The sequence below is a fragment of the Stenotrophomonas sp. 169 genome, from assembly GCF_014621775.1.
GTDB lineage: Bacteria > Pseudomonadota > Gammaproteobacteria > Xanthomonadales > Xanthomonadaceae > Stenotrophomonas.
In genome coordinates this window covers 3,926,488-3,949,582 of sequence record NZ_CP061204.1, presented here as the reverse complement: position 1 = coordinate 3,949,582, position 23,095 = coordinate 3,926,488, and the positions used below count along the sequence as shown (strand labels likewise).

The 23,095-nt window shown below is 67.2% G+C and carries 20 protein-coding genes; 10 read left to right on the top strand and 10 right to left on the bottom strand.

Annotation, left to right across the window (positions count from 1 at the left end; all coding sequences use genetic code 11):
- The first annotated feature begins 1 nt into the window (after window position 1).
- Window positions 2-703, top strand: a complete 702-nt coding sequence (locus ICJ04_RS17285; RefSeq protein WP_188325393.1) for an alpha/beta hydrolase — start codon at window positions 2-4, stop codon at window positions 701-703.
- 66 nt (window positions 704-769) lie between these two features.
- Here the strand turns inward: ICJ04_RS17285 and dkgB are convergent, their stop codons facing one another.
- Both dkgB and ICJ04_RS17275 read right to left on the bottom strand, forming a co-directional pair.
- Window positions 770-1,573: a 2,5-didehydrogluconate reductase DkgB gene (dkgB, locus tag ICJ04_RS17280; RefSeq protein ID WP_188325392.1), complete on the bottom strand. Its 804-nt coding sequence runs from the start codon at window positions 1,571-1,573 to the stop codon at window positions 770-772.
- Between the two features lie 89 nt (window positions 1,574-1,662).
- Window positions 1,663-2,877 carry an MFS transporter gene (locus ICJ04_RS17275; RefSeq protein WP_188325391.1) on the bottom strand — a complete coding sequence of 405 codons (1,215 nt, stop codon included), beginning with the start codon at window positions 2,875-2,877 and terminating at the stop codon, window positions 1,663-1,665.
- 105 nt (window positions 2,878-2,982) lie between these two features.
- On the opposite strand from ICJ04_RS17275, the gene ICJ04_RS17270 reads away from it, so the two are divergent.
- Window positions 2,983-3,891 (top strand): LysR family transcriptional regulator, encoded by a 909-nt coding sequence (locus ICJ04_RS17270; protein ID WP_188325390.1) that lies wholly within the window; start codon window positions 2,983-2,985, stop codon window positions 3,889-3,891.
- A gap of 32 nt (window positions 3,892-3,923) precedes the next feature.
- On the opposite strand, the gene ICJ04_RS17265 is transcribed toward ICJ04_RS17270, so the two are convergent.
- Window positions 3,924-6,047 (bottom strand): methyl-accepting chemotaxis protein, encoded by a 2,124-nt coding sequence (locus ICJ04_RS17265; protein WP_188325389.1) that lies wholly within the window; start codon window positions 6,045-6,047, stop codon window positions 3,924-3,926.
- A 183-nt stretch (window positions 6,048-6,230) separates the two neighbouring features.
- Between ICJ04_RS17265 and ICJ04_RS17260 the strand changes: the two genes are divergently transcribed.
- From ICJ04_RS17260 to ICJ04_RS17250, 3 genes are all read left to right on the top strand, one after another.
- Window positions 6,231-6,683, top strand: a complete 453-nt coding sequence (locus tag ICJ04_RS17260; protein ID WP_188325388.1) for an Rrf2 family transcriptional regulator — start codon at window positions 6,231-6,233, stop codon at window positions 6,681-6,683.
- On the top strand, window positions 6,673-7,590 hold the full coding sequence (locus tag ICJ04_RS17255) for an NAD(P)/FAD-dependent oxidoreductase (protein WP_188325387.1): 918 nt from the start codon (window positions 6,673-6,675) through the stop codon (window positions 7,588-7,590). Before ICJ04_RS17260 ends, ICJ04_RS17255 begins: the two co-directional genes overlap by 11 nt.
- A gap of 77 nt (window positions 7,591-7,667) precedes the next feature.
- Window positions 7,668-10,361 carry a hypothetical protein gene (locus tag ICJ04_RS17250; protein WP_188325386.1) on the top strand — a complete coding sequence of 898 codons (2,694 nt, stop codon included), beginning with the start codon at window positions 7,668-7,670 and terminating at the stop codon, window positions 10,359-10,361.
- A gap of 99 nt (window positions 10,362-10,460) precedes the next feature.
- On the opposite strand, the gene ICJ04_RS17245 is transcribed toward ICJ04_RS17250, so the two are convergent.
- On the bottom strand, window positions 10,461-11,417 hold the full coding sequence (locus tag ICJ04_RS17245; protein WP_188325385.1) for an aldo/keto reductase: 957 nt from the start codon (window positions 11,415-11,417) through the stop codon (window positions 10,461-10,463).
- A gap of 214 nt (window positions 11,418-11,631) precedes the next feature.
- Between ICJ04_RS17245 and ICJ04_RS17240 the strand changes: the two genes are divergently transcribed.
- Window positions 11,632-12,450 (top strand): methyltransferase, encoded by an 819-nt coding sequence (locus tag ICJ04_RS17240; RefSeq protein ID WP_223203089.1) that lies wholly within the window; start codon window positions 11,632-11,634, stop codon window positions 12,448-12,450.
- 186 nt (window positions 12,451-12,636) lie between these two features.
- Entirely contained in the window at window positions 12,637-13,176 is a 540-nt protein-coding gene (locus ICJ04_RS17235; protein WP_188325383.1) for a pseudouridine synthase, read from the top strand.
- A gap of 94 nt (window positions 13,177-13,270) precedes the next feature.
- Here ICJ04_RS17235 and ICJ04_RS17230 read toward each other — a convergent pair whose 3' ends face one another.
- Complete coding sequence (locus tag ICJ04_RS17230; protein WP_188325382.1) at window positions 13,271-13,672, bottom strand: hypothetical protein; 402 nt, start codon at window positions 13,670-13,672, stop codon at window positions 13,271-13,273.
- Window positions 13,673-13,800: 128 nt separating this feature from the next.
- Entirely contained in the window at window positions 13,801-16,308 is a 2,508-nt protein-coding gene (hrpB, locus tag ICJ04_RS17225; protein ID WP_188325381.1) for an ATP-dependent helicase HrpB, read from the bottom strand.
- 67 nt (window positions 16,309-16,375) lie between these two features.
- Here hrpB and ICJ04_RS17220 point away from each other — a divergent pair, with 67 nt between their 5' ends.
- Window positions 16,376-17,185, top strand: a complete 810-nt coding sequence (locus ICJ04_RS17220; RefSeq protein ID WP_188325380.1) for a TatD family hydrolase — start codon at window positions 16,376-16,378, stop codon at window positions 17,183-17,185.
- Between the two features lie 31 nt (window positions 17,186-17,216).
- Here the strand turns inward: ICJ04_RS17220 and ICJ04_RS17215 are convergent, their stop codons facing one another.
- Together ICJ04_RS17215 and panE are read right to left on the bottom strand one after the other, a co-directional pair.
- Entirely contained in the window at window positions 17,217-18,110 is an 894-nt protein-coding gene (locus ICJ04_RS17215; protein WP_188325379.1) for an NAD(P)H-binding protein, read from the bottom strand.
- Window positions 18,111-18,115: 5 nt separating this feature from the next.
- Window positions 18,116-19,054 carry a 2-dehydropantoate 2-reductase gene (gene panE, locus ICJ04_RS17210; protein ID WP_188327378.1) on the bottom strand — a complete coding sequence of 313 codons (939 nt, stop codon included), beginning with the start codon at window positions 19,052-19,054 and terminating at the stop codon, window positions 18,116-18,118.
- Between the two features lie 315 nt (window positions 19,055-19,369).
- Here panE and ICJ04_RS17205 point away from each other — a divergent pair, with 315 nt between their 5' ends.
- Window positions 19,370-19,810 (top strand): hypothetical protein, encoded by a 441-nt coding sequence (locus ICJ04_RS17205; protein WP_188325378.1) that lies wholly within the window; start codon window positions 19,370-19,372, stop codon window positions 19,808-19,810.
- 105 nt (window positions 19,811-19,915) lie between these two features.
- Here the strand turns inward: ICJ04_RS17205 and ICJ04_RS17200 are convergent, their stop codons facing one another.
- The gene (locus ICJ04_RS17200; RefSeq protein WP_188325377.1) at window positions 19,916-20,716 is read right to left on the bottom strand and encodes an ABC transporter permease; all 801 of its coding nucleotides are present in this window, start codon (window positions 20,714-20,716) and stop codon (window positions 19,916-19,918) included.
- A complete protein-coding gene (locus ICJ04_RS17195; RefSeq protein WP_188325376.1) occupies window positions 20,713-21,660 on the bottom strand; it encodes an ABC transporter ATP-binding protein in 948 nt (315 codons plus the stop codon). Before ICJ04_RS17195 ends, ICJ04_RS17200 begins: the two co-directional genes overlap by 4 nt.
- Window positions 21,661-21,763: 103 nt before the next feature.
- Between ICJ04_RS17195 and ICJ04_RS17190 the strand changes: the two genes are divergently transcribed.
- Window positions 21,764-22,513: a ferredoxin--NADP reductase gene (locus ICJ04_RS17190; RefSeq protein WP_188325375.1), complete on the top strand. Its 750-nt coding sequence runs from the start codon at window positions 21,764-21,766 to the stop codon at window positions 22,511-22,513.
- The last annotated feature ends 582 nt before the right edge of the window (window positions 22,514-23,095 follow it).

Sequence of the window (23,095 nt, the reverse complement as noted above, 5' to 3'; positions counted from 1 at the left end):
AATGACCGAACGCATCCCGCTGCTGCTGCTCCCCGGCCTGCTCAATGATGCAGAGCTGTGGCGCGACCAATTGACCGCACTCGAGGATATCGCGGCGTGCACCGTCGGCGATCTGACCCGGGGCGATACGATGCAGGCGGTGACCGACGCCGTACTGGCGCAGGCGCCACCGCGTTTTGCACTGGCCGGATTCTCGATGGGCGGTTTTGTCGCCCAACAGATTGTTCGCACGGCACCCGAGCGTGTTCTCCGGCTGGCCCTGATCGGCACCTCGATTCGTGCTGATTCGCCCGAACGCGCTGCGCAGCGCGCCACCCAGGTGGCCAGCGTGCGTCTTCCGGGTCGGTTCAATGGGTTCGGTGACACGCTGATGCGCAGTTACATCGATGTCTCGCGGCTGGATGACGAGGGGCTGGTACAGCGCGTGCGTGCGATGACGGCCCGGCTGGGCGCCGGGGTGTTCCTGCAGCAGAGCGCGCTGCAGCGGGTGGACGGGCACGATGTGCTGTCCGGCTATCAGGACCCGTTGTTGATCGTCTGTGGGGCGAATGACCGCATCACCCCCGTCTCGATCAGCGAGGAAATGCAGGCGCTGGTGCCGCATTCCACGCTGGTCGTCGTGCCTGGCAGCGGGCATCTGGTGCCGATGGAGAAACCGGCCGAGGTCAGCGCGGCGCTGCGCGCGTGGTTGCTGCGGGACTGACGCAATCCGCCGAGCATGGCTCGGCGCTACCAAAGCGCGACAAAGGGGCCCGCCGAACCGGCTCGATCAGTCCCACGCCGGGGCGATGCCCTCGGGATTGGCGAGTCGATGACCGCGGTCCAGTTTGGCGATCTGCGCCAGGTCCTCGTCGGTCAGCCGCAGGCGGGCCGCTTCCAGGTTGCTGGCCAGGTTCGCGCGCTTGGTCGAAGAGGGGATGACCGCGAAGCCCTGCTGCAGTGCCCAGGCCAGCGCGACCTGGGCAGCCGTCGCCTGATGGCGCCCTGCGATGGCCTGGATCACCGGATCCTTGATTACCTCACCGTAGGCCAGGCTCATGTACGCCGTGATGTGGATGCCCTGTTCCTGCAGGAACGGCACCAGCAGGCGGTTCTGCAGGTAAGGATGGATCTCCACCTGATTGGTCGCGATCTGGTCCGCGCCGAGGATGCCGATGGCGCGGCGGGTCTGGGCGATGGTGAAGTTGGAGATGCCGATGGCGCGCGTCAACCCGCGCGCCTTGGCGTCGGCAAGGGCGGGCAGGTAGGTCTCCATCGGCACCGCGTCGTCCGGTGAGGGCCAGTGGATCAGGGTCATGTCGACCCGATCGGTGCGCAGCTTCTGCACGCTGGCCTCCAGGCTGGCGATCAGCGCATCGGGCTGGAAGTCGCTGATCCAGATCTTGGTGGTCAGGTACACGTCATCGCGCGACACATCGGATTCGGCGAGCGCCTGACCGACCTCCGCTTCATTGCCGTAGATCTGCGCGGTATCGATGGCGCGGTAGCCGACGTCGAGTGCGTTGCGCACCGAATCGATCACCGCTTGGCCTTTCAGGCGAAAGGTGCCGAGGCCGAGAGCAGGAAGGGTCATGGGGGAGAACTCCAGCAGGGGATGGAAAGAGGGTAGGGCAGGGGGTGTGTGCATGCGGGCAACGCTGCGTCGTGGCGGCGGGATGGTGCTCAATGCGCGGCAACGGCGATACCGTTGGCCTGCTCATCGATGCCATCGCGTCGATCCAGGCGGCCGCTCAGCGCCGTCAACCCGAGCGCGCCCAGGACCACCACGGCCCCCAACCAGGGCGTGTGCATCAAGCCGACGTGTTCCACCACCAGGCCGCCCAGCGAGGCGCCGAGGGCGATGCCGATGTTGAAGGCGGCGATGTTCAGGCCGGACGCCACATCCGTTGCCTGCGGTGCGTAACGCTGCGCCTGCTTGACCACGTAGACCTGCAGGCCGGGCACGTTGCCGAACGCCACCGCACCCAGTGCCAGCACGGTCAGCAGGACCAGCCAGGGGTTGTACGCGGTGAACGTCAGCACCAGCAGCACCAGCGCAAGCAGCGCGAAGATGCGCTTCAGCGCGGGAATCGGGCCCAGCCGGTCGGCCAGTCGGCCGCCCCACACATTGCCGAATGCCACCGAGATGCCATACACCAGCAGCACGCCGCTCACGGCGTTGGCCGAGAAGCCGGTGACATCCTGCAGGATCGGGGCGAGATAGGTGAAGGAAAGGAACGTGCCGCCGTAGCCCAGCGCGGTCATGGCGTACACCAGCAGCAGGCGCGGCTGTGCCAGCACCCCGAGTTGTTGCCCGAACGTCGCCGGCACGCTCTGTGCCAGGTTGCGTGGGACGAACAACAGGCTGCCCAGCAGGGCCACGACACCCAGCGCGGAGACCGCAAGGAACGTCGCACGCCATCCCATGTGCTGGCCGATGAAGGTGCCCAGCGGCACGCCGGTCACCAGGGCGACAGTCAGGCCGGTGAACATGATCGCGATCGCGCTGGCGGCCTTGTCCTTCGGCACGACCGAGGTGGCGATGATCGAGCCGATGGAGAAGAACACGCCATGCGCCAGGCCCGTGAGGATGCGCGCGACGATCAGTGAGCTGTAACCGGGGGCCAGGAAGGCGACCAGGTTGCCGAGGGTGAACACCACCATCAGCGCGACCAGGAGGGTTTTGCGCGGTACGCGGCCGGTGAGCGCGGTAAGCACGGGGGCACCGATCGCCACCCCCAATGCGTAGAGGGACACCAGCAGCCCTGCCGAGGGCAGGCTGACCTGCAGGTCGGCGGCGATGGTGGGCAGCAGCCCGACAATGACGAACTCCGTGGTGCCGATGGCAAAGGCGCCGAGAGTCAAAGCCAGAAGGGCGAGGGGAATGCCACGGGTCATGACAGGGTCCAGCGAGGAGGAAGGAGCGCAGTCTGCGCCGCGTACCTTTGCGCCGGAAGCCATCTTCACGCCAATCACTCTTGCGTCATGGTCAATAATGGCTCCATGAAGACAACCCTTGATGAGATGCAGGCGCTGCTGGCGGTCATCGACTGCGGCACCCTCAGCGCGGCAGCGGAGCAGCTCGGCCAGACCACGTCAGGGGTAAGCCGTGCACTGGCGCGCCTGGAACAAAAGCTCGGCACCACGCTGCTGACCCGCACGACGCGGCGGCTGCACCTGACCGCCGAAGGCGAGGCATTCGTACGCCAGGCGCGGCACATCGTGGAAGCGGTGGAGACGGCCGAAGAGCAGATGGCGCTGCGTCGCCAGCGTCCGGCCGGCCGTCTGCGCGTGGACGCGGCGATGCCCTTCGTGCTGCATGTCATCGCCCCCTTGGTGGCCCGCTATCGCGATCAGTTCCCGGACGTCGCCCTGGAGGTCAACAGCTCGGAGCGCTACATCGATCTGTTGGAACGACGAACCGACCTGGCCATCCGCATCGGCCCACTGGCCGACTCGACTCTGCATGCGCGCGTGCTGGGCCGGTGCAGGTTGCAGCTGGTGGCGGGCCCGGGATACCTGCAGCGGCACGGCACGCCGGACAGCCTATCGGCCCTGCAGCGGCATACCCTGCTGGGATTCAACGAGCCTGAGTCGCTCAACCGTTGGCCAGTGCCCGGTGATGATGAGGGGCAGCTGCGGATCCGCCCGGACATCGCCGCGTCGAGCGGCGAAACGTTGCGCCGGCTGGCGGTGGAAGGCGCCGGCATCACCTGCCTGTCCGATTTCCTGACCCACAGCGACCGGGCTGCCGGCAGCCTGGTACCGGTGTTGTCGGCGCAGACCCTTGATGTCTTCCAGCCCATCCACGCGGTGTACTACCGCAACACGGCGGTGTCAGCGCGCGTACGCTCGTTCCTCGACGTGCTGGCCGCGGAAATGCAACGGGCGCCGTTCGTACCCGTTGCCTGACCCCTCCGCACGACCAGCAGACGCGATGGCCGTTACGCGGTGGCCATCGGACGACGCGCCGCATCCAGCGTGAACACGCCGACCGCGTCCGTCAGCCGCGCTGCCTGCTGTTCCATGCTGCGGGCGGCGGCCGAGGCCTCTTCCACCAGTGCGGCATTCTGCTGGGTCGCACCGTCCATCTGCACGATGGTCTGGTTGACCTGTTCGATGCCGGCGCTCTGTTCCTGGGACGCCGCGGAGATGTCGGCCATGATGTCGGTGACCCGCTGCACCGATGCGACGATGTCGCCCATCGTGGCACCGGCCTGACGCACCAGCGCGGACCCCTCGGCCACGGTGTCCACCGAGGTCGCGATCAGGTCTTTGATCTCCTTCGCGGCGGCAGCGGAGCGTTGTGCCAGCGTGCGTACTTCGCTGGCCACCACCGCGAAGCCGCGACCCTGATCACCGGCGCGCGCGGCTTCCACGGCTGCGTTCAACGCCAGGATGTTGGTCTGGAACGCGATGCCGTCGATCACCGTGATGATATCGGCGATGCGTCGCGACGAGGCTTCGATGCCGCTCATCGTGGCCACTACCTGGCCAACCACCTCGCCGCCCTCCGAGGCGACCGTCGCGGCGCGGTGTGCCAGCTCGTTCGCCGTGCGCGCATGGTCAGCGTTCTGGCGAACGGTGGACGTCAGTTCCTCCATCGAGGCGGCGGTTTCTTCCAGATTGGCCGCCTGCTGTTCGGTGCGCTGCGATAGATCGTTGTTGCCCGTGGCGATCTCGGCGGCCGCATCCTGCACGCTGTTCGCCACCTGCTTGATGTCGGCGACGATCGTGGCCAGCTGCGCCGCCGTCGTGTTGGCATCGCCGGCGATGCGCGCGAACACGCCGTGGAATTCGCCATGCATCCGCGCACGCAGGTCACCATCGGCGATGGCGCGCAGCATGGTCGACACCTGGCCCAGATTGCCATCGGTCACCTGCATCAACTGGTTGAGGCCAGCGACCATGTCGGCGAAGTCATGATCGAAGCGTGCCACGTCGCCCCGCTGGCTGAAGTCGCCCGACGCAGCAGCACCGGCAAGCTGCTTGATCTGCGCATTGATCGCGCCCAGATTCACCTTCGCCCGATCCAGCGTATCGGTGATCACCTGCTTTTCGCCGGGCAGTCGGTCCATGTCTTCGGACAGGTCACCCACCGCGTAGCGGCTGACGATGTCGATCACCCGCATCTTCACCTGGATATGGGCCGCAACCAGTGCGTTGCAATCGGCGACCATGCGCCCATACGCGCCGGGGAAGGCGTCGGCCTGCATGCGGTAGCTGATCTGCCCGGCGTCGTGGGTACGGGCCATTTCCGCCTGCGCGGCCAGCACGCCACGCAGCGTGCTCTGCACGTCCTGCATCGCCTTGGCCAGTCGACCGATTTCGTCATTGCCCTGCACCGGCACCCGGTAATCAAGGTCGCCGGCCGCCACTGCACGTGCGGCCGCTTCCACCGCCGCCACCGGGCGCACAACGGCGCGGCGCAGCCACCAAGCCAAGGCAAGCAGCAGCAACAGCGCGGCGACGACGGTCACGACGGCGCTGGTCACCAGAAGTTCGCGCGCATCCGTAGCGCGCTGGGCGATGGCCGCATCGGCGACCTTCGCGGTATGTGCGGCAAGCGTATCCAACGCCTGGGCCAAGGGCCGGTCGCGCCCGCGCACCGGCGCATCGCCGGCAGCCGGGTCGTAACCGGATGCAATGTAGGCCTGGAGTGCGCTCTGGTAATCGCGCTCCAGCGTGTCCTGATCGGCCATGAAGGCGGCCACCTGTTCGCGGGTCGTCGCATCGTCAGCACGGCCAACGGTGGCCGCCAGATCGCGCACCTTGCGGCCTTCTTCGACCAGTGCAGCCGTATGCTTCTCGCGCAGCGCATCGTCGCTGCCGCGCAGCAGCACGTTCTTCCATTCCTGCACCTGCAGGCGGAACTCGCGCTGCAGCTTCTCCGCATCGCGGTTCACCGCATAAGAGGCAGGCATTGCGGTGCCCAGGTCAAACCAGGCCGACGCCAGGCCAGCCAGGGCACTAGCGACCAACAGCAACAAGCCCAGCGCCGTAGCACCGACCAGCTTGAACTGGATGCCACGCGCAGGAAGGGAGGAAGCCGGGCTGGCGGTGCGCATGAGCTGTCTGATCCGGGAAGGGAATTCCGGTATCGGTCAAACAACGCCCCGCTTAAGTGCCAATTCGGTCACGGTTTGTGTTGCATTCAATGAGATGAAAGCTTCGTGATAGCGCTTGAGTCTGCGTCTATGGAACGAATCAAGACCATAGACATCAGCATTAAATGTAACTATGTTAGTTACATGAAAGCTGCCAACCCATTGTCCGACGCCCTGCACGTCATGGCCCATCTGGTGGGCCAGACCATGCCGATGACCTCCACGCAGCTGGCCACGTGCCTTCCCACCCATCCGGTGGTGATCCGGCGGCTGCTTTCGCAGATGCAGCAGGCAGGCCTGGTGCACAGCGCGCGCGGCCACGGCGGCGGCAGCATGCTGGCCCGACCGCCCGCAACGATCTCGCTGCATGACATCTACCTTGCTGTCGGCGCGCCCTCGCTGGTGCAGGGCCAGGCGCAGCACGAGGGTATCGGCTGCCCGATCCGCCAGCTCGTCGATCAGGCGCTGCACGAAGGCGCCGTGGAGGCACAACGCCTGCTGGAAGCACGCCTGCGCTCGACCACGCTTGACACGCTGGGGGCGGAATTTGCCCGCCACCTGCAGCACCACCACCACGGAGCGCACCATGCAGACTGAAGTCATCATAGTTGGCGGTAGCTTCGCCGGCCTGTCCGCCGCGCTCATGCTCGCCCGTGCCCGCCGCGATGTGCTGGTCATCGATGCCGGCAAGCCGCGCAATCGCTTTGCCAGCCATTCGCATGGCGTGCTGGGGATGGATGGCATCGCCGGCAGCGACCTGCTGAAGACCGCGCGCCAGCAATTGCTGGATTACCCCAGCGTGCGCTGGCTCAGCGGTGAAGCGGTGGAGGCTGCCGTCGGCGCCGACGGCGTGCAGGTGAGCTTGGCAGACGGCACCCTCGCCACCGCGCGCAAGCTGCTGCTTGCGACCGGCATCAGTGACCAGCTGCCCGACATCCCGGGCCTGGCCGAGCGCTGGGGCAGCACCGTACTGCACTGCCCCTACTGCCATGGCTACGAAGTAGGTGGCGGGGCCATCGGTGTACTGGGGGGCGTGGAGGGTGCCGCTGCAAAGGCGGCGTTGCTGGCCGACTGGGGCACGATCACGTTCTTCAGCCAAGGCCTGCCGATCACCGACGACGAGGCGGCCAGCCTGCAGCAGCGCGGCGTTCAGATCGAAACCACGCCGGTGGTCGCCGTGCAGGGCGAGCAACCGCAATGGCTCGAACTGGTGCTGGCCGACGGCCGACACAGCGCGCAGCGGGCACTGTTCGCCCCTGCACTGCAGGCCATGGCAACGCCGCTGGTCGAGCAACTGGGCTGCCGCTTGGTCGACAGCCCGCTGGGCGTACTGATCGACGTTGATGCGCAGAAGCAGACCAGTGTCCCGGGCGTCTATGCCGCCGGGGACGCTAGCGTGATCGGCAACATCACCTTGGCCAGCGCCGAGGGCGTGCGTGCCGGCGTCGGCATCCATCATGCCCTGGTAGCCGAAGACAGCCGTCCCCGCCCCACCGCCGGCTGACGCGCGCGATTCCTGGTGGTCCGCTGCCGCGTCAGCGTGCACCATCATCGTCAGTTGATGACGGCAGGGCTCCCCCCATGCGTTCCGAAGCACCGCTGGCGCAGGCCCGCTGCGCTTCGCAGATGACCTTCAGCGTCTCTCGCGCGTTGCACGACGGGCTGGGCGCTCTTGCGGGACGTGCGGTCTACGGCGTCGGCAACCTGCCGCTGCCGGTGCTGCCCGTCGCGCTGCAGAACGAAGTGCGCGCGGTGTTGCACGGCGCAGGCAGCGAACTGATCCACTGGGGAACCGTGCTCGGTTTCTCCCGTGCCGTGCAGCAGGCTGACCGGCTGATTCCCGGTGTCAGTCTCCCCTACCAGGCGTATCAGCTGTTCTCGGCGCTGTCTGCGGCCGGCAAGGGACAGATCGTGAGCGCGCTGCAGCAGCTGCCGCTCTCCGCGCTGGCGCCTGCGCAGGTGCTCCAGGTGCTGGCGGCGAGCCTGCACCAGATCACGGGAGGACGCCTGCCGGCGCACGGCGACATCGCACCGATCGTGCTGGGCTTGGCCGCCTGTGCGCTGCTGTGCGCCAGCCAACGCCCCGCCATGTCGCCGCCGCAGACGGCCCCCGGACGCGCTCTGGTGGCGAGCATCGGCTGGCTGCGTGTGCTCGCAGGCCTGCATGCTGCACTGCCGCCTGCCACCGCGTCTGGCCGCACACGGGCCGCGGGCAGGCCGGTCGCGTTCGTCCCTGCACACCGCAACGCTACTGGCCTGCTGCGCGTCGGATCGACGGGCTGGCCTGCCCTGCCGTCGCTGGCAGGGGGGCAGGCCGCACCGACATGGACCGAAGCAAGTGCCTGGCCGCTGCAGGGCGTCGAGGCCGGCGTAGCGAAGGTCAAGGTGAAAGTACCGGTAAAGCCACCGCGACCGGCGTCGCAGACGGGTAGCGGCCGAACCGGTGCTGCTGCGCCTCCGGGCCGCAGCCGGACTAACCACCACCGTCGGTGGCATGCGCGGCCGGATGGCCGCTTGGGCAGCGACGGCCGCGGCGCGGTCGATCCTCAGGCCCCGCCGTGGCGCCCGCAGGGCCTCGCCGGCCAACAGCCCCCGCATGCAAAGGAAAGCACGGCAGTGGCCAAGCAGGCGATCGCCCATGGCACCAAATCAGGCCATCCCGCCATGAGCCGCAACGCGCGCCTCACCCCTGCGCCGCCGCCCGCCGGCCTGCGGGCCATCCTGCCGACCAACGCCAGCATGCCGCTGGCACCACCCGATACCGCCGCGCCACCCGCTTGGCAGGACACCACGCCGGCCACCGAGCCATCAGCCGAGCCCCTTTCCTGCCTGCGCTTCCACGACACCGGCGAGGCGCGCCTGCAGGTTGGCAAGATGCGCTTCCTGCCGCTGCAGCCGGCTTTCTGCGTGCCGCCTGGCATGCGCGCAGACTTCCTGGATGCGTTCGCCGCCGCGCCCTCGCCACGCGACGCGGCGGCAACCTGGATCAAGACCCATGCGGTGCCCGAGGACCTCACCGCCGCGCAGCGCCGCGCCGGGGCCAGCAAGTACTTCGGCCTGGGCCAGATCGAGCGCGCCGAGCCCCGCGACGCCACCGCGCTCGGTGACGATGCGCTGTACGCGCTGATGACGGTATCGGTGCTCAACGATGATCAGCTTCGCCGGCGGCTGGTCCCGTCTGCGCAGGTGCTTGCCCGCAACAGTTTCCGCCTGCTGCAGCACCGCGCGCCGTCCGGACTGCAGAAAACGTTTCTCGTTTTCTTCATCAACGCGGCCGCGTCGCCGTGTCGCGGCGCGCGGGCGGGTTTCCTGGAGGTGACCGCGATGGCCGATGGCGAGTACGCCGTGCACGATGAAGCAGCAGGGCTCGGCCTGACGGGCAGCTCGCTCGACGCACTGGTGGAAGGTGCGCAGAAGATGTCCGGTTGCCGGTTCGAGGCGACGCCCTTGCCGGCCGCTGGGTCCAGCGAGAATGAAGAGGCCGACCTGGCCCTGCCCGCCCGCCACCTCTTCGTTCGTGAGCAGTCCACATGGTGCGGCGGTGAGCGCTACAGGCCGCAGATGCTGAACGACGATCTGCCCTTCCTGATCGCCAGGAGCGTGCACGTGCCGGGGCAGGCCGAGCCGACCATCCTTTACCGGAACAGCTTTTCATTGGGCACTGACATCCTGGTGCACATGGACGAGCACGGCCAGGTGGGCGCGCTACCGCTGCTGCTCTCAACGTCGGTGCCGGGAAACGTGATGCTGAGGTCGCCGCAGAGTGCCGTCACCCGAAGGTTGATGGGCCTGCACGATCTGCACGACGGTGATCAGTACCCGCTTCTGGACCTGATCGAGCGGTTTGAACGCGGCGGCATGGGCTGGATTCCCGGCGACATGGCTGCCCCTTGCCGACAGCAGGACGACGTCGAGGTGAGCGGGCCAGCCATCGCCTGCGCTCTGATGCCCGCCACTACCGACAGGCCGGCATCACCCCCTACGCTGCCGCCCCGATCCCGTTTTGTATGGGAGGACGAAGAAGTCCGCTACGTGGATCACGATGGAACACCCGGCACGCTTTACTTCCTGCGCAGCGGCACCAGCGCGCGCAATCTGGTGCTCGCGCCAGAGAACGATGGGGCCACGCTTGACTTCGCGCGACGCAATGACCTGCGGCCCCATACGCGATACGCCGAAGATGAAGTGCTCTGGCTGCTGAAAGGCGAAGGCTTCGAGCGCATCCGTGCGGAGACCTCAGCGGACGCCGATGACCAATCGCAGGAAGCGGCCTGATGGTCATGATCGAGATCGCCGCCATTCAACCCCGCGAGGAGGAACCAGCATGAGCCACACACCGGGCCGCTCGCGGTGGGATGGCCTGGAGGGGGCGTTTCAGCCCTGCGCGCTGGCCTGCTCCAGCTCGGCGACATCCTGTGCGGACAAGGCAACGCGGGCCGCCGCCAGCACGTCGCGCAGCTGCTCCACGCTGGTCGCACTGACGATCGGCGCGGTGATCGACGGACGTGCGATCAGCCACGCCAGTGCCACCTGGGATGCCGTCGCGGCATGCCGACTGGCGATGTCATCCAACGCAGTCAGGATGCGTTGGCCGCGCGGATTGAGATACTTCTCAACCACGCTCTTGCCACGGGCCGGGCTCTTGGCGGCATCCTCGGCGCGGCGGTACTTGCCACTGAGGAAACCACTGGCCAGCGAGTAATAGCTGATCACCCCGATCTGTTCGCGCTCCACCAGCGCTTCCAGTTCCGATTCGTAGCCGGCCCGGTCGTACAGGTTGTACTCCGGCTGCAGACTTTCATAACGGGGCAGGTGGTAGTTCGCCGAGACCTCCAGGGCGTCCGCAAGGCGCGATGCACTGTAGTTGGAGGCACCGATCGCATGCACCTTGCCCTGTTCGATCAACCGGGCGAACGCACCCAGCGTGGATTCCAGCGGTGTGGACTCGTCATCCTCGTGCGCCTGGTACAGGTCGATGTGATCGGTCTGCAGGCGGCGCAGGGAGTCCTCCACCGCGGCATTGATGTTGTCCGGGGATAGACCGGGACGCTCGGACCACTTCGCCACCTTGGTGGCCAGCAGGACGTTGTCGCGCTTGCCGCTGCGGGCGAACCACCTGCCGATCAGCGTCTCCGACTCACCGCCCTGGTTGCCGGGCACCCACGCAGAATAGGCATCGGCGGTATCGACCAGATTGAACCCTGCATCGACGAACGCATCCAGCAGGGCGAAGGTCTGCTTCTCATCCGCACTCCATCCGAATACATTGCCGCCGAACGCGATGGGATGCACCTGCAGGCCGGAGCGGCCGAGTTCGCGGGTTGCTGTCATGCGAAGGTCTCCTGGATAACCGAACATCCAGCATAGATCGTGTCGCATGACCGCGCTGCGGCAGTGACCACAAAACTGTGTTGCGCACGCGTGCGCTGCGATAACGCTATGTGAACACCCTGGGCGCCTCGGCTGCTAGTCTGCGCCCACCATCCGCGGGAGCCGATCCATGAAAACCCTGTTGAACGCATCTGCCTGTTGCCTTGCCCTGGCCATGGTGCTCGCCGCACCGGCGCACGCCCTGTCGCCTGTTGCCAACCCCGGCGCAGCGGATATGCAGGCATCCCCGGCGATCGAGGCGGCGGTGAAGTCCGCTACGCGCGATCCGGCCAACATTACCCGCGACGCCTACCGCCATCCGGCGCAGACGCTGTCGTTCTTCAAGGTGACGCCGACCAGCACCGTCATCGAAATCACCCCGGGCAACGGCTGGTACAGCGAGATCCTGGCACCGCTGGTGCGCCAGCAGGGCCAGTACGTGGCCGCCGTCGTGGATCCGATGTCCGTACCGGAAGGACGTGGACGGGACTACCAGCAGCGCAGCCGCGAGGGCCTGCAGAAAAAGTTCGGCTCCGCGCCGGCGCAGTTCGACAAGGCATCCGAGGTCGCTTACAACCCAGCCGCCCCGGTGTTCGGCAAGCCGGGTTCGGCCGACGTGGTGCTGACCTTCCGCAACGTGCACAACTGGCGCAAGTCAGGCCAGGCGCCGGGCATGTTCAAGGGCTTCTACGAGGTACTGAAGCCGGGTGGCGTGCTGGGCGTGGTGGAGCACCGTGCGAAGGCCGACGTCGGTGATGACGATGACACCGGCTACGTGGGACAGCAGCAGGTGATCGCCATGGCCAAGGCCGCAGGGTTCACGCTGGACGCAAGCAGCGAGATCAACGCCAACCCGCGCGACACCAAGGATCATCCCAACGGCGTGTGGACCCTGCCACCGTCCAACAACCATGATGCCGCCGACGCCGCGAAGTACAAGGCAATCGGTGAAAGCGACCGCATGACGCTGCGCTTCATCAAGCCGCGTAGCTGATCCAGGGTGACGCGATGTGGCGGGTGCCTTGCAAGGGCACCCGCCGCACTCCGCCGGCAGGCCCTGTGACGGATGGGACGGCATGCGTCAGACTTGACGTACTTTCCTCCTGCCACGCCTGCCCGGTGGATGTGCTGTCCGTCCGGGCACGCATCGCAATGCCGGCCAGGACCGAGCCCTGCACTGATGGCCCTGATCCTTTTCAACAAACCTTTCAACGTGCTCTGCCAGTTCACTGACCGCAGCGTACCGCCGCGCCCAACCCTCGCCGGGTTCGGCCTGCCGCCGCAGGTGTACGCCGCCGGTCGCTTGGACCACGACAGTGAAGGCCTGCTGCTGCTGACCGACGATGGTGGCTTGGCGCATCGGTTAACCGACCCACGGCACAAGGCCGACAAGACCTACTGGGTGCAGGTGGAAGGGGAGCCAACCGACGACCAGCTCGACCAGTTGCGGCGTGGCGTGGTGCTCAATGATGGCCCGTCGCTGCCTGCCAGTGCCGTATCCATGCCCACCCCCGCCCTGTGGCCGCGCGATCCGCCGGTACGTTTCCGCAAGAGCGTGCCCGACGCGTGGCTGGCCGTGACCCTGCGCGAAGGGCGCAACCGTCAGGTTCGTCGGATGACCGCAGCGGTCGGTCTGCCGACCCTGCGGCTGGTGCGGGCGGCTATTGGGCCATATCGGCTGGATGACCTGCAGCCTGGCCAATGGCGGCAGGTGGACTGACGCGCAAACGACGAAGGGCGCGGTCTGCACCACGCCCTTCGTTACTGCGATGTTGCGGACAACCGGAGGCGGATCATCGATCCACCCCGTCGGCTCAGGCATCGCTGCCGATATCGCTGTGCTCGTCCACCACCGTGTTGGCACGACGGTCACGGGCGGCCACGCGCTTGGCCTGGCTGTTGACGACATGACCGCCTTCCAGCTTCTTCTTCTGCTGCTTGCGGTACAGCGCATAGCCCAGCAGGCCCACGCCCACCGCTGCTGCCGCGATCGTCACCGCCGGATTACGGCGCACGGCCTTGGTCGCGATCCGGCCACCGGTCTTTACGGCACCCAGCGCGGCGCCGGTCTTCAGCCAATCTGCAGCGGTCGGCCCGAAATGACGCAGGCTGCCGCCCAGGTTGCCGCCTGCGTGCTTGATGCCGTCGCCGGCGCTGTGGGCCAGGTCAAGGGCGCGTTCCAGTGCACGGTCGGTGATTACGGTCAGTCTGCTCATGTAGGGTCCTTTGCCTCGGGTCGGACTCCAGTGTCGCGCGGTCGCTGTAAACGGCATGTCAGGCAAGCGGGCCGATGGCGTGACTCCATGGCCGCCATTCAGGAATCCCGCACCTCCTGATGACCAGCCTACGTCCCGCGGGGTTTGGCGCGGTGCGTTGCCGTGGCCGTCCACGGGTCCTCCGGCCAAGGATGGCGCGGATACCGCCCCTTCATCTCCTTTTTCACCTCCGCATAGGTGTTCGCCCAGAAGTTGCGCAGATCCTGGGTGACCTGCAGCGGACGTCCGCCCGGCGACAGCAGATGCAGGGTAAGGGCGACACGGTTGTCGGCCATCCGTGGCGTATCTGCCAGGCCGAACAGCTCCTGCAGCTTCACCGCGAGCACCGGGGGCACGGGCTCGCCGGTCTCGCTGTCCAGGGCGTAGCTGATCGCGCGCTCCTGCCCGGACGGCACACGGATGCGGGTCGGTGCATGGCGCTCCACCAGCTGGCGCTGCGACCAGTCCATCGGCGTTTTCAGTGCCTCGCCAAAGCTGGCCTCATCCAGCGCATCCAGCCGGGTCTTACCGCGGAAGGCAGGCTGCAGCCACGTGGCGCGACTGGCCAGCAGCGCGGCATCGCCGACATCCGGCAAGGCGAGTTCGGGCATCCAGCGGCGCAGCCCCTGCACGCGCGCCTGCCATTGGCGCAGGCCGTCGGTCCACGGCAGGGCCTGCAGCCCGAGTTCGGCCACTGCCTCGGTCAGCGCGGCGGCGGCATGGGCGGGATCGACGCGCCCCGCCGACCGGCTGTCGAAGACGATGCGGTCGAAACGGCTTTCCCGCAGCGCGACCAGCGCGCGTCGATCGGCGTCCCAGCGCACGATGTCCTCGGTGACGAAGCCCGCCGGAAATGCGCGGCGCAGGTACTGCTCATCCACCGGTGCAGCGCGCAGCAGCAACGCATCACCGCGTGCCTCGAAGCGCAGCTCGCTGGCCACCAGCCACGGCTCGCCGCGCAGGTCGCTGAGTTCGTGCAGGCGCGCGCTGCGGCCGTTGGCCAGCAGGTAACGCAGCGGGTCGTTGGGATGTCGGTACGCGATGCGGTCGGGGAAGGCGTGGGCCAGCAGGTCGCCCAGTCGATGCGCTTCGATGCTGGTGGGCGGCACGGCATTGCAGCGCAGGCGTCGGCGCCATTGCTTCGCGGCCGCATCGATGGCGGCCAGCCCACTGCGGTTCGCATCGTGGGGCGCGCGGCCGGAGCGGAATGCGGCCAAGGCACGCCAGCGCGCGGCCAGCCCGTCACCGCCCTGGCGCAGCGGATCGCGCGCCTCCAGCAGCGCGGCGACGTCGGCAGCCAGCGCCTGCTCGCCTGCCGTATCGGCCGCCAGCAGCATCGAGGCCAATCGCGGGTGTGTGCCCAATGCCAGGATGCGACGGCCCTGCGCCGTGATCGCGTTGCCGGACGACAACGCCCCCAGACGCTGCAGCAGCTCCCGCGCGGCGGCCAACGGTCCGGCCGGCGGCGCGTCGACGAAGCGCAGGTCGCTGCTGCCCCACGCCGCCAGCTCCAGCGCCAAGCCGGCCAGTTCCACCTGTTCGATCTCCGCCCGGCGCTGGGGCTCCAGCCGCTGCGACTGCGGCCACAGCCGCCATGCCCAGCCGCTGGCGACGCGACCGGCGCGACCGGCGCGCTGATCGGCCGAGGTCTGCGCGATGTGCACCACGTCCAGACGGGTGAAGCCGCTGTTGGGATCGTACTGCGGCTCGCGTGCGAGGCCACTATCGATCACCACGCGCACCCCGGGCAGGGTGACCGATGATTCGGCCACGTTGGTGGCCAGCACCACGCGTCGTCGGCCATCGGTGGCGGGCTGCAGGACGCGCCCTTGTTGTTCCACCGGCAGCTCGCCGTGCAGCGGCAGCACCTCGGTGCCGTTGTCCACGCTGTCCTGCAGACCCGCCAGTACGCGCTGGATTTCGCGCTGTCCGGGCAGGAACACCAGCACATCGCCGGGATGGCTGGCCAACGCCTGCTGCACCGCGCGGCGGACCTGCAGTTCCAGCAGTTCGTCGCGGCGTGCCGAAAAATGGCTGACCTCCACCGGAAAGCTGCGCCCCTCGCTGGACAGACGCGGCGCGTCGAGGAAGTGGGCAAGCCGTTCGCCATCCAGCGTTGCCGACATCACCACCAGGCGCAGGTCGTCGCGCAGCTGTGCCTGCACATCCAGCGCCAGCGCCAGGCCCAGGTCACCACTGAGATGCCGCTCATGGAATTCGTCGAACAGGATCGCGCCGACGCCCTCCAGCATCGGGTCGTCCTGCAGCATCCGGGTCAGGATGCCTTCGGTCACCACCTCGATGCGCGTCCGCGCCGACACCTTGTTGTCGAAGCGGATGCGGTAGCCCACCGTGTCACCGACGTCCTCGCCGCGCTGGCGCGCCATGAACTGCGCGGCACTGCGTGCCGCGACGCGGCGCGGCTCCAGCAGGATGATCTTCCTGCCCTGCAGCCAGGGGGCATCAAGCAGCGCGAGCGGCACCTGGGTAGTCTTGCCGGCCCCCGGGGGGGCCTCCAGCACCAGCCGGGGGTGCGCCGCCAGCGCATCCAGCACCTGCGGCAACAGCGACGAAATCGGGAAGTGCGGGGTACTCATCCTGCAAGGATAAGGGCGCATGGGGCCACGGGTACAATGGCGCGGCGTTTTCCCCACAGCGATGACCATGCAACTGATCGATATCGGCGCCAACCTGACCCATGACTCCTTCGACCGTGACCGCGATGCCGTGCTGGCGCGTGCGCGCGAGGCGGGCGTGGCACAGATGGTCATCACCGGTGCCAGCCGCGAGCACTCGCCGCTCGCCCTGCAGCTGGCCCGCCAGCATCCCGGTTTCCTGTACGCCACGGCCGGCGTGCATCCCCACCATGCGGTGGAATACACCGACGAATGCGATACCGAGATGCGCGCGCTGCACGCGCACGCCGAGGTCGTGGCCGTGGGTGAGTGCGGGCTGGATTACTTCCGCGATTTCGCCCCGCGCCCGGCGCAGCACCGCGCCTTCGAGCGGCAGCTGCAGCTGGCCTCGGAGGTCAGCGCTGCGGACGGCGGACGCAAGCCGCTGTTCCTGCATCAGCGTGATGCGCACGACGATTTCATGGCGCAGATGAAGAATTTCGAGGGCCGCATCGGCGCGGCGGTAGTGCACTGCTTCACCGGCGAACGGCAGGAAATGTTCGACTACCTGGACCAGGACTGGTACATCGGCATCACCGGCTGGCTGTGCGACGAGCGCCGTGGCGCGCACCTGCGCGATCTGGTCAAGCACATCCCGGCCAATCGCTTGATGATTGAAACCGACGCGCCCTACCTTCTGCCGCGGTCACTGAAGCCGATGCCGAAGGACCGTCGCAACGAGCCGATGTACCTGGCCCACATCGTCGAAGAACTTGCGCGGGATCGCGGTGAAGCGGTGGAGGTCGTCGCAGCGAATGCCACGGCGGCCGCGCGGGCGTTCTTCCGCCTGCCGGGGTGATGGCGGAGGTTCCGCCGAGCGTGGCGGGGCGTTACTGACGCCCGTCGCCGTGCACCCACGCGTCCTGCAGCCCTTCCCGGTAGCTGGGGAAACGGGGTTGCCACTGCAGCAGGGCCCGCGTTTCGCGGCTGTCGATGCGCTTGTTGCTTTCGTAGAAGCGGCGCAGCGTCGGGCTGACCGAGGCATCGTCCCACGCCTGCGCCGGCGGCATGGGCCGCCCGCTCAGACGTGCGGCGTAGGCCAGCACGTCCTGGGGTGGGGAAGGTTCATCGTCCGCAGGCAGGTACAACGTATGCCCGCTTGGCTGCCGCAACGCTGCGATGATGACGGCGGCCAGATCTTCGATGTGCAGGCGGTTGAACACCAGCCCCGGTCGCAGCACCTGCCGTGCGCGGCCTTCGGCCAGCTGCACCAGTGCATTGCGGCCGCGCCCATACAACGCAGGCAGGCGGAATACCGCTGAATCGAGCGTGCGCGCTGTGGCCAACGCCTGCCACTGCGCTTCAGCACGCAGTCGATGCAGCGCTGCGCTGCTGCGGCCATCGGCCTCGGACCGCGCATCGACCCAGCCGCCATCGCGGTTGGCGTACACGCCCGTCGAGGACAGATAACCGACCCAGCGCAGGGCCGAACTGGCCTGCAGGGCATCGTGGAGCACGCGCAGTGCCGGGTCGCCGTCGGCATCGGGCGGCACGCTGCTCAGCACGGCGTCGGCCTGATCCACGGCGGCCAGCAGCGCCGCGTCCGGAACACGGCCAGCGACCAGCGCATGGCGGGTCAACCCGTCCGGCGGCGCGGCGGCAGGATCGCGCACCGTGCCGCTGACCTGTACGCCAAGCGACTGCAGCCGGGTGGCCAGCAACCGCCCGCTGTAGCCCATGCCCAGGATCAGCACCCGGCGGGGCAGGGCGCGCACGTCGTGCATCGCCGTCAGCCTGCGCGTTCGGCCTGATACGCCTGCAGCTGCGCGTACGCTTCTGCCAGCAGGGGCGCGGGCTGGCCGAAGGCCTGTGCACGCGCCACCATGTCGCCCACGATGTGATCGGCTTCCACCTGCTGTCCGGCTTCCAGGTCACGCAGCATCGATGCCTTCAGGGCGGAGCCCGGCTGGGTCAACGCGCCCAGTGCGGTCTCCTGCGCGGCGGCGGGGATCGGCTCACCCGACGCCTCGGCGACCGCCACGCACTCGGCGTACAGGCCACGCAGAAACGCATCGCCGCCGTCGCCGGCCACGATCGTGCCGATGTCGGCGCGTCGCAGGCAGGTGGCCGCCGCCAACGCGGTCAGGAAGGTGTACTTGATCCACTGCTCCTGGGCGATATCCTCGCTCGCGACATGGTCCACCTCGGCCTGCACACAGGCCGCCGCCAGCGCCAGCACGCGCGCACTGAGCCCGACGTCGTCGCGTTCGCCGAAGGTCAGCTTCGCGGCCTTGGCCAGGTGCCGTATGGCGCCGTCTTCATCCTTGGTGGCACTGATGAAGCACAGGCCGCCCAGCACCGCATCGCGGCCGAAGCGTGCATCCAACGCGGCGTAATGGCGCAGGCCGTTGAGGATCGGCAGCACGCTGGCGCGCGTGCCGACCGCCGGCGCAATGGCCTCGATCGCACTGTCCAGGTCATAGGCCTTGCAGCTCAGCACCACCAGGTCGAAGGGGCGCTCGGCGACCAGCGCCGGCAGGGTCTCGGCGGTGACGTGCTGTACCGGGAACGCGGCATCGCCCAGCGGGCTGCGGATCACCAGCCCGTCGCGCTGCAGCTGGGCCGCACGCGCCGGGCGCACCAGGAAGGTGACGTCGACGCCGGCCTGGGCCAGGCGTCCGCCGAAATAGCCGCCCGTACCACCGGCGCCAAGGATCAGGATGCGCATCTGCAGGTCACTCCAGGTTCGGGAAACAGGGATATGTTTATAGCCGACCCGCTGTGCACGCGACAGCGTTGCTGCGTTGCTGCCATAAGGCATGGATCGCAGATTCCGGGCGGGGTAGAGTCGTGACAGCGGCGGCTTCAAAGATGTTGAAGTAACGCATATCTGAAACGTCGACGGTGCCTCAGCTGCTTTTTCAACGTGAAAAGGAAGGCGCCGGCTTCCTTCGTTCGTTACCGAAGCTGCTGCAGGTATCCGTCATTTGCAATTGCGGGGTGCGAGGACTTGGCTGCGAGACGGGACATCCGGAAATTGGTATTGATCGCTATTCTTTTGGCGCCGATTTCTTTTGCAGTCTCAAGTGGAATAGTTTCCGCAATTGAATTTCTGTTCGCGCACACGCTTCCCGAAGGCGGTTGGCGCAGCGTGGAAGACGGTATCACTGTAGGCGCAATGATTTATGGGCTTACAGTAGCTCCTCTATTGGAGAATCTGCTTCTCCTTGGCGCACTGCTTGTCGTGAAGAGGCTGATCGTCAGCGACGTGATGACCTCCTTGATTACCGCACTCTTGGCTGCCTCAGCTCACATGTTGCTTTCGGGGCAACTAGCCTATGCAGCGGTAATTCCTGGATTCTTTGTCATGTCAATGCTGGCACTTTCCCCACAGAAAAGGTCTGAGGGCTACTGGATATCGGTAGTTCACCACATCGCGATCAACAGCCTGTCTGTAGCGAGCATCCTCATACGACACGTTTAGGACAACAGGACAGCACGAACAACGGGTACCCGTCATCCATGCTGTCCCTGCCGTGATCGCCACGCTCATCATCGAATACGATGCGGTTCGCTGAACCGCATCACGTCAGCTCCGCAGGCCGACGCCCCGGCGCAGCAGCCACAGGGCCACGAAGGTCAGCGCGACCACGAAGCCGATCATCAACGCATAGGCCACCCACAGCGGCACATCGCTGGTACCCAGCAGGCCGTAACGGAACGCGTTGACCATGTAGAAGATCGGGTTGGCATGCGTGGCGGCTTCGGCCCAGCCCGGCAGCAGCTTCACCGAATAGAACACGCCACCCAGGTAGGTCAGCGGGGTCAGGATGAAGGTCGGCACGATGGCCACGTCATCGAACTTCTTCGCGTACACGGCATTGATGAAGCCGGCCAGCGAGAAGATCGTCGCGCCCAACAGCACCGTGGTCAGCGTCACCAGCGGGTGCGGGATGCGCACGGGGGTGAAGAACATGGCGATGATCAGCACGATCACGCCCACCATCAGCCCGCGCAGCACCGCACCGGCCACATAGCCCCACAGGATCACCCAGTTCGGCATCGGGCTGACCAGCAGCTCTTCCACGTGGCGGCCGAATTTGGCGCCGAAGAACGACGAGCTGATGTTGCCGTAGCTGTTCTGGATCACGCTCATCATCACCAGGCCCGGCACGATGAACTGCATGTAGCTGTAGCCGCCCATCTCCCCGACGCGCGAGCCGATCAGGCCGCCGAAGATCAGGAAGTACAGGGTCATGGTGATTGCCGGCGGCACCAGGGTCTGGCCCCAGATGCGCAGGATGCGCGCCACTTCGCGGCGGACCACGGTGGCCAGTGCGATGCGGTTGCGTTGCCCGTCGGTCAGTACGGGGGTCGGGGTGGTGCTCATGCCACGTTCTCCTGGTTGCCGGTGAGCCGTACGAACAGCTCCTCCAGGCGGTTGCTCTTGGTGCGCATGGACCGCACGCGGATACCCGACGCATTGAGTGCGGCGAATACCCGGTTGAGGTCCATCGCCCGTGGCATGTCGATGTCCAGCGTGTGGCCGTCGGTGGCGGTCAGCGTCGCACCCTCGATCTGCGGCAGCTCCGCCGGCAGCACGCCGTCGATGTCGAACAGGAAGCCTTCCACGTCCAGCTTGGCCAGCAGCTCACGCATCGGGCCCTGGGTGACGATCTGGCCGTGGTTGATGATGGCCAGGTTGCGGCACAGGTGCTCGGCTTCTTCCAGATAGTGGGTGGTGAGGATGATGGTGGTGCCGGCGACGTTGATCTCCTGCAGCACCCGCCACATGTCGCGGCGGATCTCGATGTCGACGCCGGCAGTCGGCTCGTCAAGGATCAGCAGGCGCGGACGGGTCATCATCGCGCGGGCGATCATCAGCCTGCGCTTCATGCCACCGGACAGGGTGCGGCTCATCACCTGTGCCTTGCCCCACAGATGGGCGCGCTTGAGCTCTTCCTCGGCGCGCTTTTCCGCTTCGGCCCGGTCCACGCCGTAGAAGCCGGCGTAGTTCACCAGGATGTCGAACGGCTTTTCGAACAGGTTGAAGTTGATCTCCTGCGGGACCAGGCCGATCAGCCGCATCGAGGCACTGCGCTCACGCACCAGGTCGGTGCCGAACACCTCCACTTGGCCATCGCTGAGGTTCACCAGCGAGCTGACGATGCCGATCAGGGTCGACTTGCCGGCGCCGTTCGGGCCCAACAGGGCGAAGAAGTCGCCCGGGGCCACTTCCAGGGAAACGCCCTTCAGCGCCACGGTGCCGTTGTCGTAGGTCTTGCGCAGGTCGCGCACGCGCAGGGCGGGCGCGTTGTCGTTCAGGGAAGCCAAGCTCGAAGCCTTTGCGCCGGCAGGTGGCGCATGGAGGGGTTCAGGGGGGGCTATTATAGATCCCCCCACGGGCTCGCCCCGGCTACACACTGTTCCCATCGCCGTGCCTGTCCAATTTCCCATCAAGCTGGTCGACCGCCGCATGCTGGCGCCCACCGTCGGCCATTACCAGTTCCTCCGCGATGACGGCCAGCCGCTGGATTTCCAGCCGGGCCAGTTCATCCAGGTCCACTTCCAGTACGCCGATGGCACCGAGACCAAGCGCAGCTACTCGCTGGCGACGATCCACGACCATGCCCTCGGGCCGGGCGAGGCAGTGGATATCGCGGTGAGTTTCGTGCCTGGCGGGGCCGCCACGGCCCTGTTCGAGGGCCTGGATATCGGCGGCCAGCTCAGCGCCAGCGGCCCATACGGCCGGTTCTGCCTGCAGCCGGGTGACCATAACGGCCGCTACCTGCTGATCGCCACCGGCACCGGCGTCACCCCGTACCGCTCCATGCTGCCCCTGCTGGCAACGGCGATGGCCGAGCGCGGGGTGAAGGTCGTGCTGCTGCAGGGTGCGCGGACGCCGGCCGAGCTGTTGTACAGCGAGGATTTCGAAGCCTTCGCGGCGGCGCACCCGAACTTCCGCTATGTGCCGTGCCTGTCGCGCGAGTTGCCGGCTGCGCCGGGGCCGGACGTGCGCCATGGCTATGTGCAGCAGCAGTTGGCGGACATCGCGCCGGATGCGGCCACGGACATCGCCTACCTGTGCGGCAACCCGGACATGGTGGACACCTGTGTCGAAGCGCTGAAGGCAGCCGGCCTGGGCAACCCGCAGATCCGCCGCGAGAAGTACGTTTCCAGCAAGTAGGTCGGCGAACGGGTGAGACCCCCTCGCGGAGGGCTCTGACAGCAGGCTACGAGCTTGGGGCCGGGCGGTCGGGCGCCGCGGGGGACGGCAAAAACTGCGTCCTGCGTGCCTCGTTTCGTGCCATCCATGGCGGGGTCCACGTCATCGCATTCGCGCTGCCGCTCCCACGCTTTGCCGCGCAAACCGCGGGCCCCGTCTCACCAGCACCCACACCCCGCCGCTTCGCGGCCGCCCCTGACCCAGGGGCTCCCTCCACCAGACGGGTAACGACGCCTGCGGTAGCGCCGACCCATGGTCGGCGGAATATTCCCGCTAACGGCCCGCTGCGCTCGCCGACCATGGGTCGGCGCTACCGATGCCCGCAGGTCCCATGGCCACCATGGACCTGTCGAAGGTGGGGCAGGGTGGGTTGGCGGGGGTGTTGAGCGCCATGGATGGCGCGAAACAAGGCCCGCATGGACGCAGTTTTTGCCGTCCCCCGGCAACCCACCCTGCCCCGCCCAACCCACAGCCCTGCAGGCCCTTGCCCTTGCCGTTGCTGTTGCACTTGCTGTTGCTGTTGCTGTTGCTGTTGCTGTTGCT

Coding starts and splice junctions, on each gene's coding strand:
- ICJ04_RS17270 (WP_188325390.1), top strand. CDS start 2,983: ATGAAGACAACCCTTGATGAGATGCAGGCGCTGCTGGCGGTCATCGAC.
- ICJ04_RS17285 (WP_188325393.1), top strand. CDS start 2: ATGACCGAACGCATCCCGCTGCTGCTGCTCCCCGGCCTGCTCAATGAT.
- dkgB (WP_188325392.1), bottom strand. CDS start 1,573: ATGACCCTTCCTGCTCTCGGCCTCGGCACCTTTCGCCTGAAAGGCCAA.
- ICJ04_RS17240 (WP_223203089.1), top strand. CDS start 11,632: ATGGTGCTCGCCGCACCGGCGCACGCCCTGTCGCCTGTTGCCAACCCC.
- ICJ04_RS17245 (WP_188325385.1), bottom strand. CDS start 11,417: ATGACAGCAACCCGCGAACTCGGCCGCTCCGGCCTGCAGGTGCATCCC.
- ICJ04_RS17260 (WP_188325388.1), top strand. CDS start 6,231: ATGAAAGCTGCCAACCCATTGTCCGACGCCCTGCACGTCATGGCCCAT.
- ICJ04_RS17275 (WP_188325391.1), bottom strand. CDS start 2,877: ATGACCCGTGGCATTCCCCTCGCCCTTCTGGCTTTGACTCTCGGCGCC.
- ICJ04_RS17255 (WP_188325387.1), top strand. CDS start 6,673: ATGCAGACTGAAGTCATCATAGTTGGCGGTAGCTTCGCCGGCCTGTCC.
- ICJ04_RS17250 (WP_188325386.1), top strand. CDS start 7,668: ATGCGTTCCGAAGCACCGCTGGCGCAGGCCCGCTGCGCTTCGCAGATG.
- hrpB (WP_188325381.1), bottom strand. CDS start 16,308: ATGAGTACCCCGCACTTCCCGATTTCGTCGCTGTTGCCGCAGGTGCTG.
- ICJ04_RS17215 (WP_188325379.1), bottom strand. CDS start 18,110: ATGCACGACGTGCGCGCCCTGCCCCGCCGGGTGCTGATCCTGGGCATG.
- ICJ04_RS17265 (WP_188325389.1), bottom strand. CDS start 6,047: ATGCGCACCGCCAGCCCGGCTTCCTCCCTTCCTGCGCGTGGCATCCAG.
- panE (WP_188327378.1), bottom strand. CDS start 19,054: ATGCGCATCCTGATCCTTGGCGCCGGTGGTACGGGCGGCTATTTCGGC.
- ICJ04_RS17230 (WP_188325382.1), bottom strand. CDS start 13,672: ATGAGCAGACTGACCGTAATCACCGACCGTGCACTGGAACGCGCCCTT.
- ICJ04_RS17200 (WP_188325377.1), bottom strand. CDS start 20,716: ATGAGCACCACCCCGACCCCCGTACTGACCGACGGGCAACGCAACCGC.
- ICJ04_RS17220 (WP_188325380.1), top strand. CDS start 16,376: ATGCAACTGATCGATATCGGCGCCAACCTGACCCATGACTCCTTCGAC.
- ICJ04_RS17235 (WP_188325383.1), top strand. CDS start 12,637: ATGGCCCTGATCCTTTTCAACAAACCTTTCAACGTGCTCTGCCAGTTC.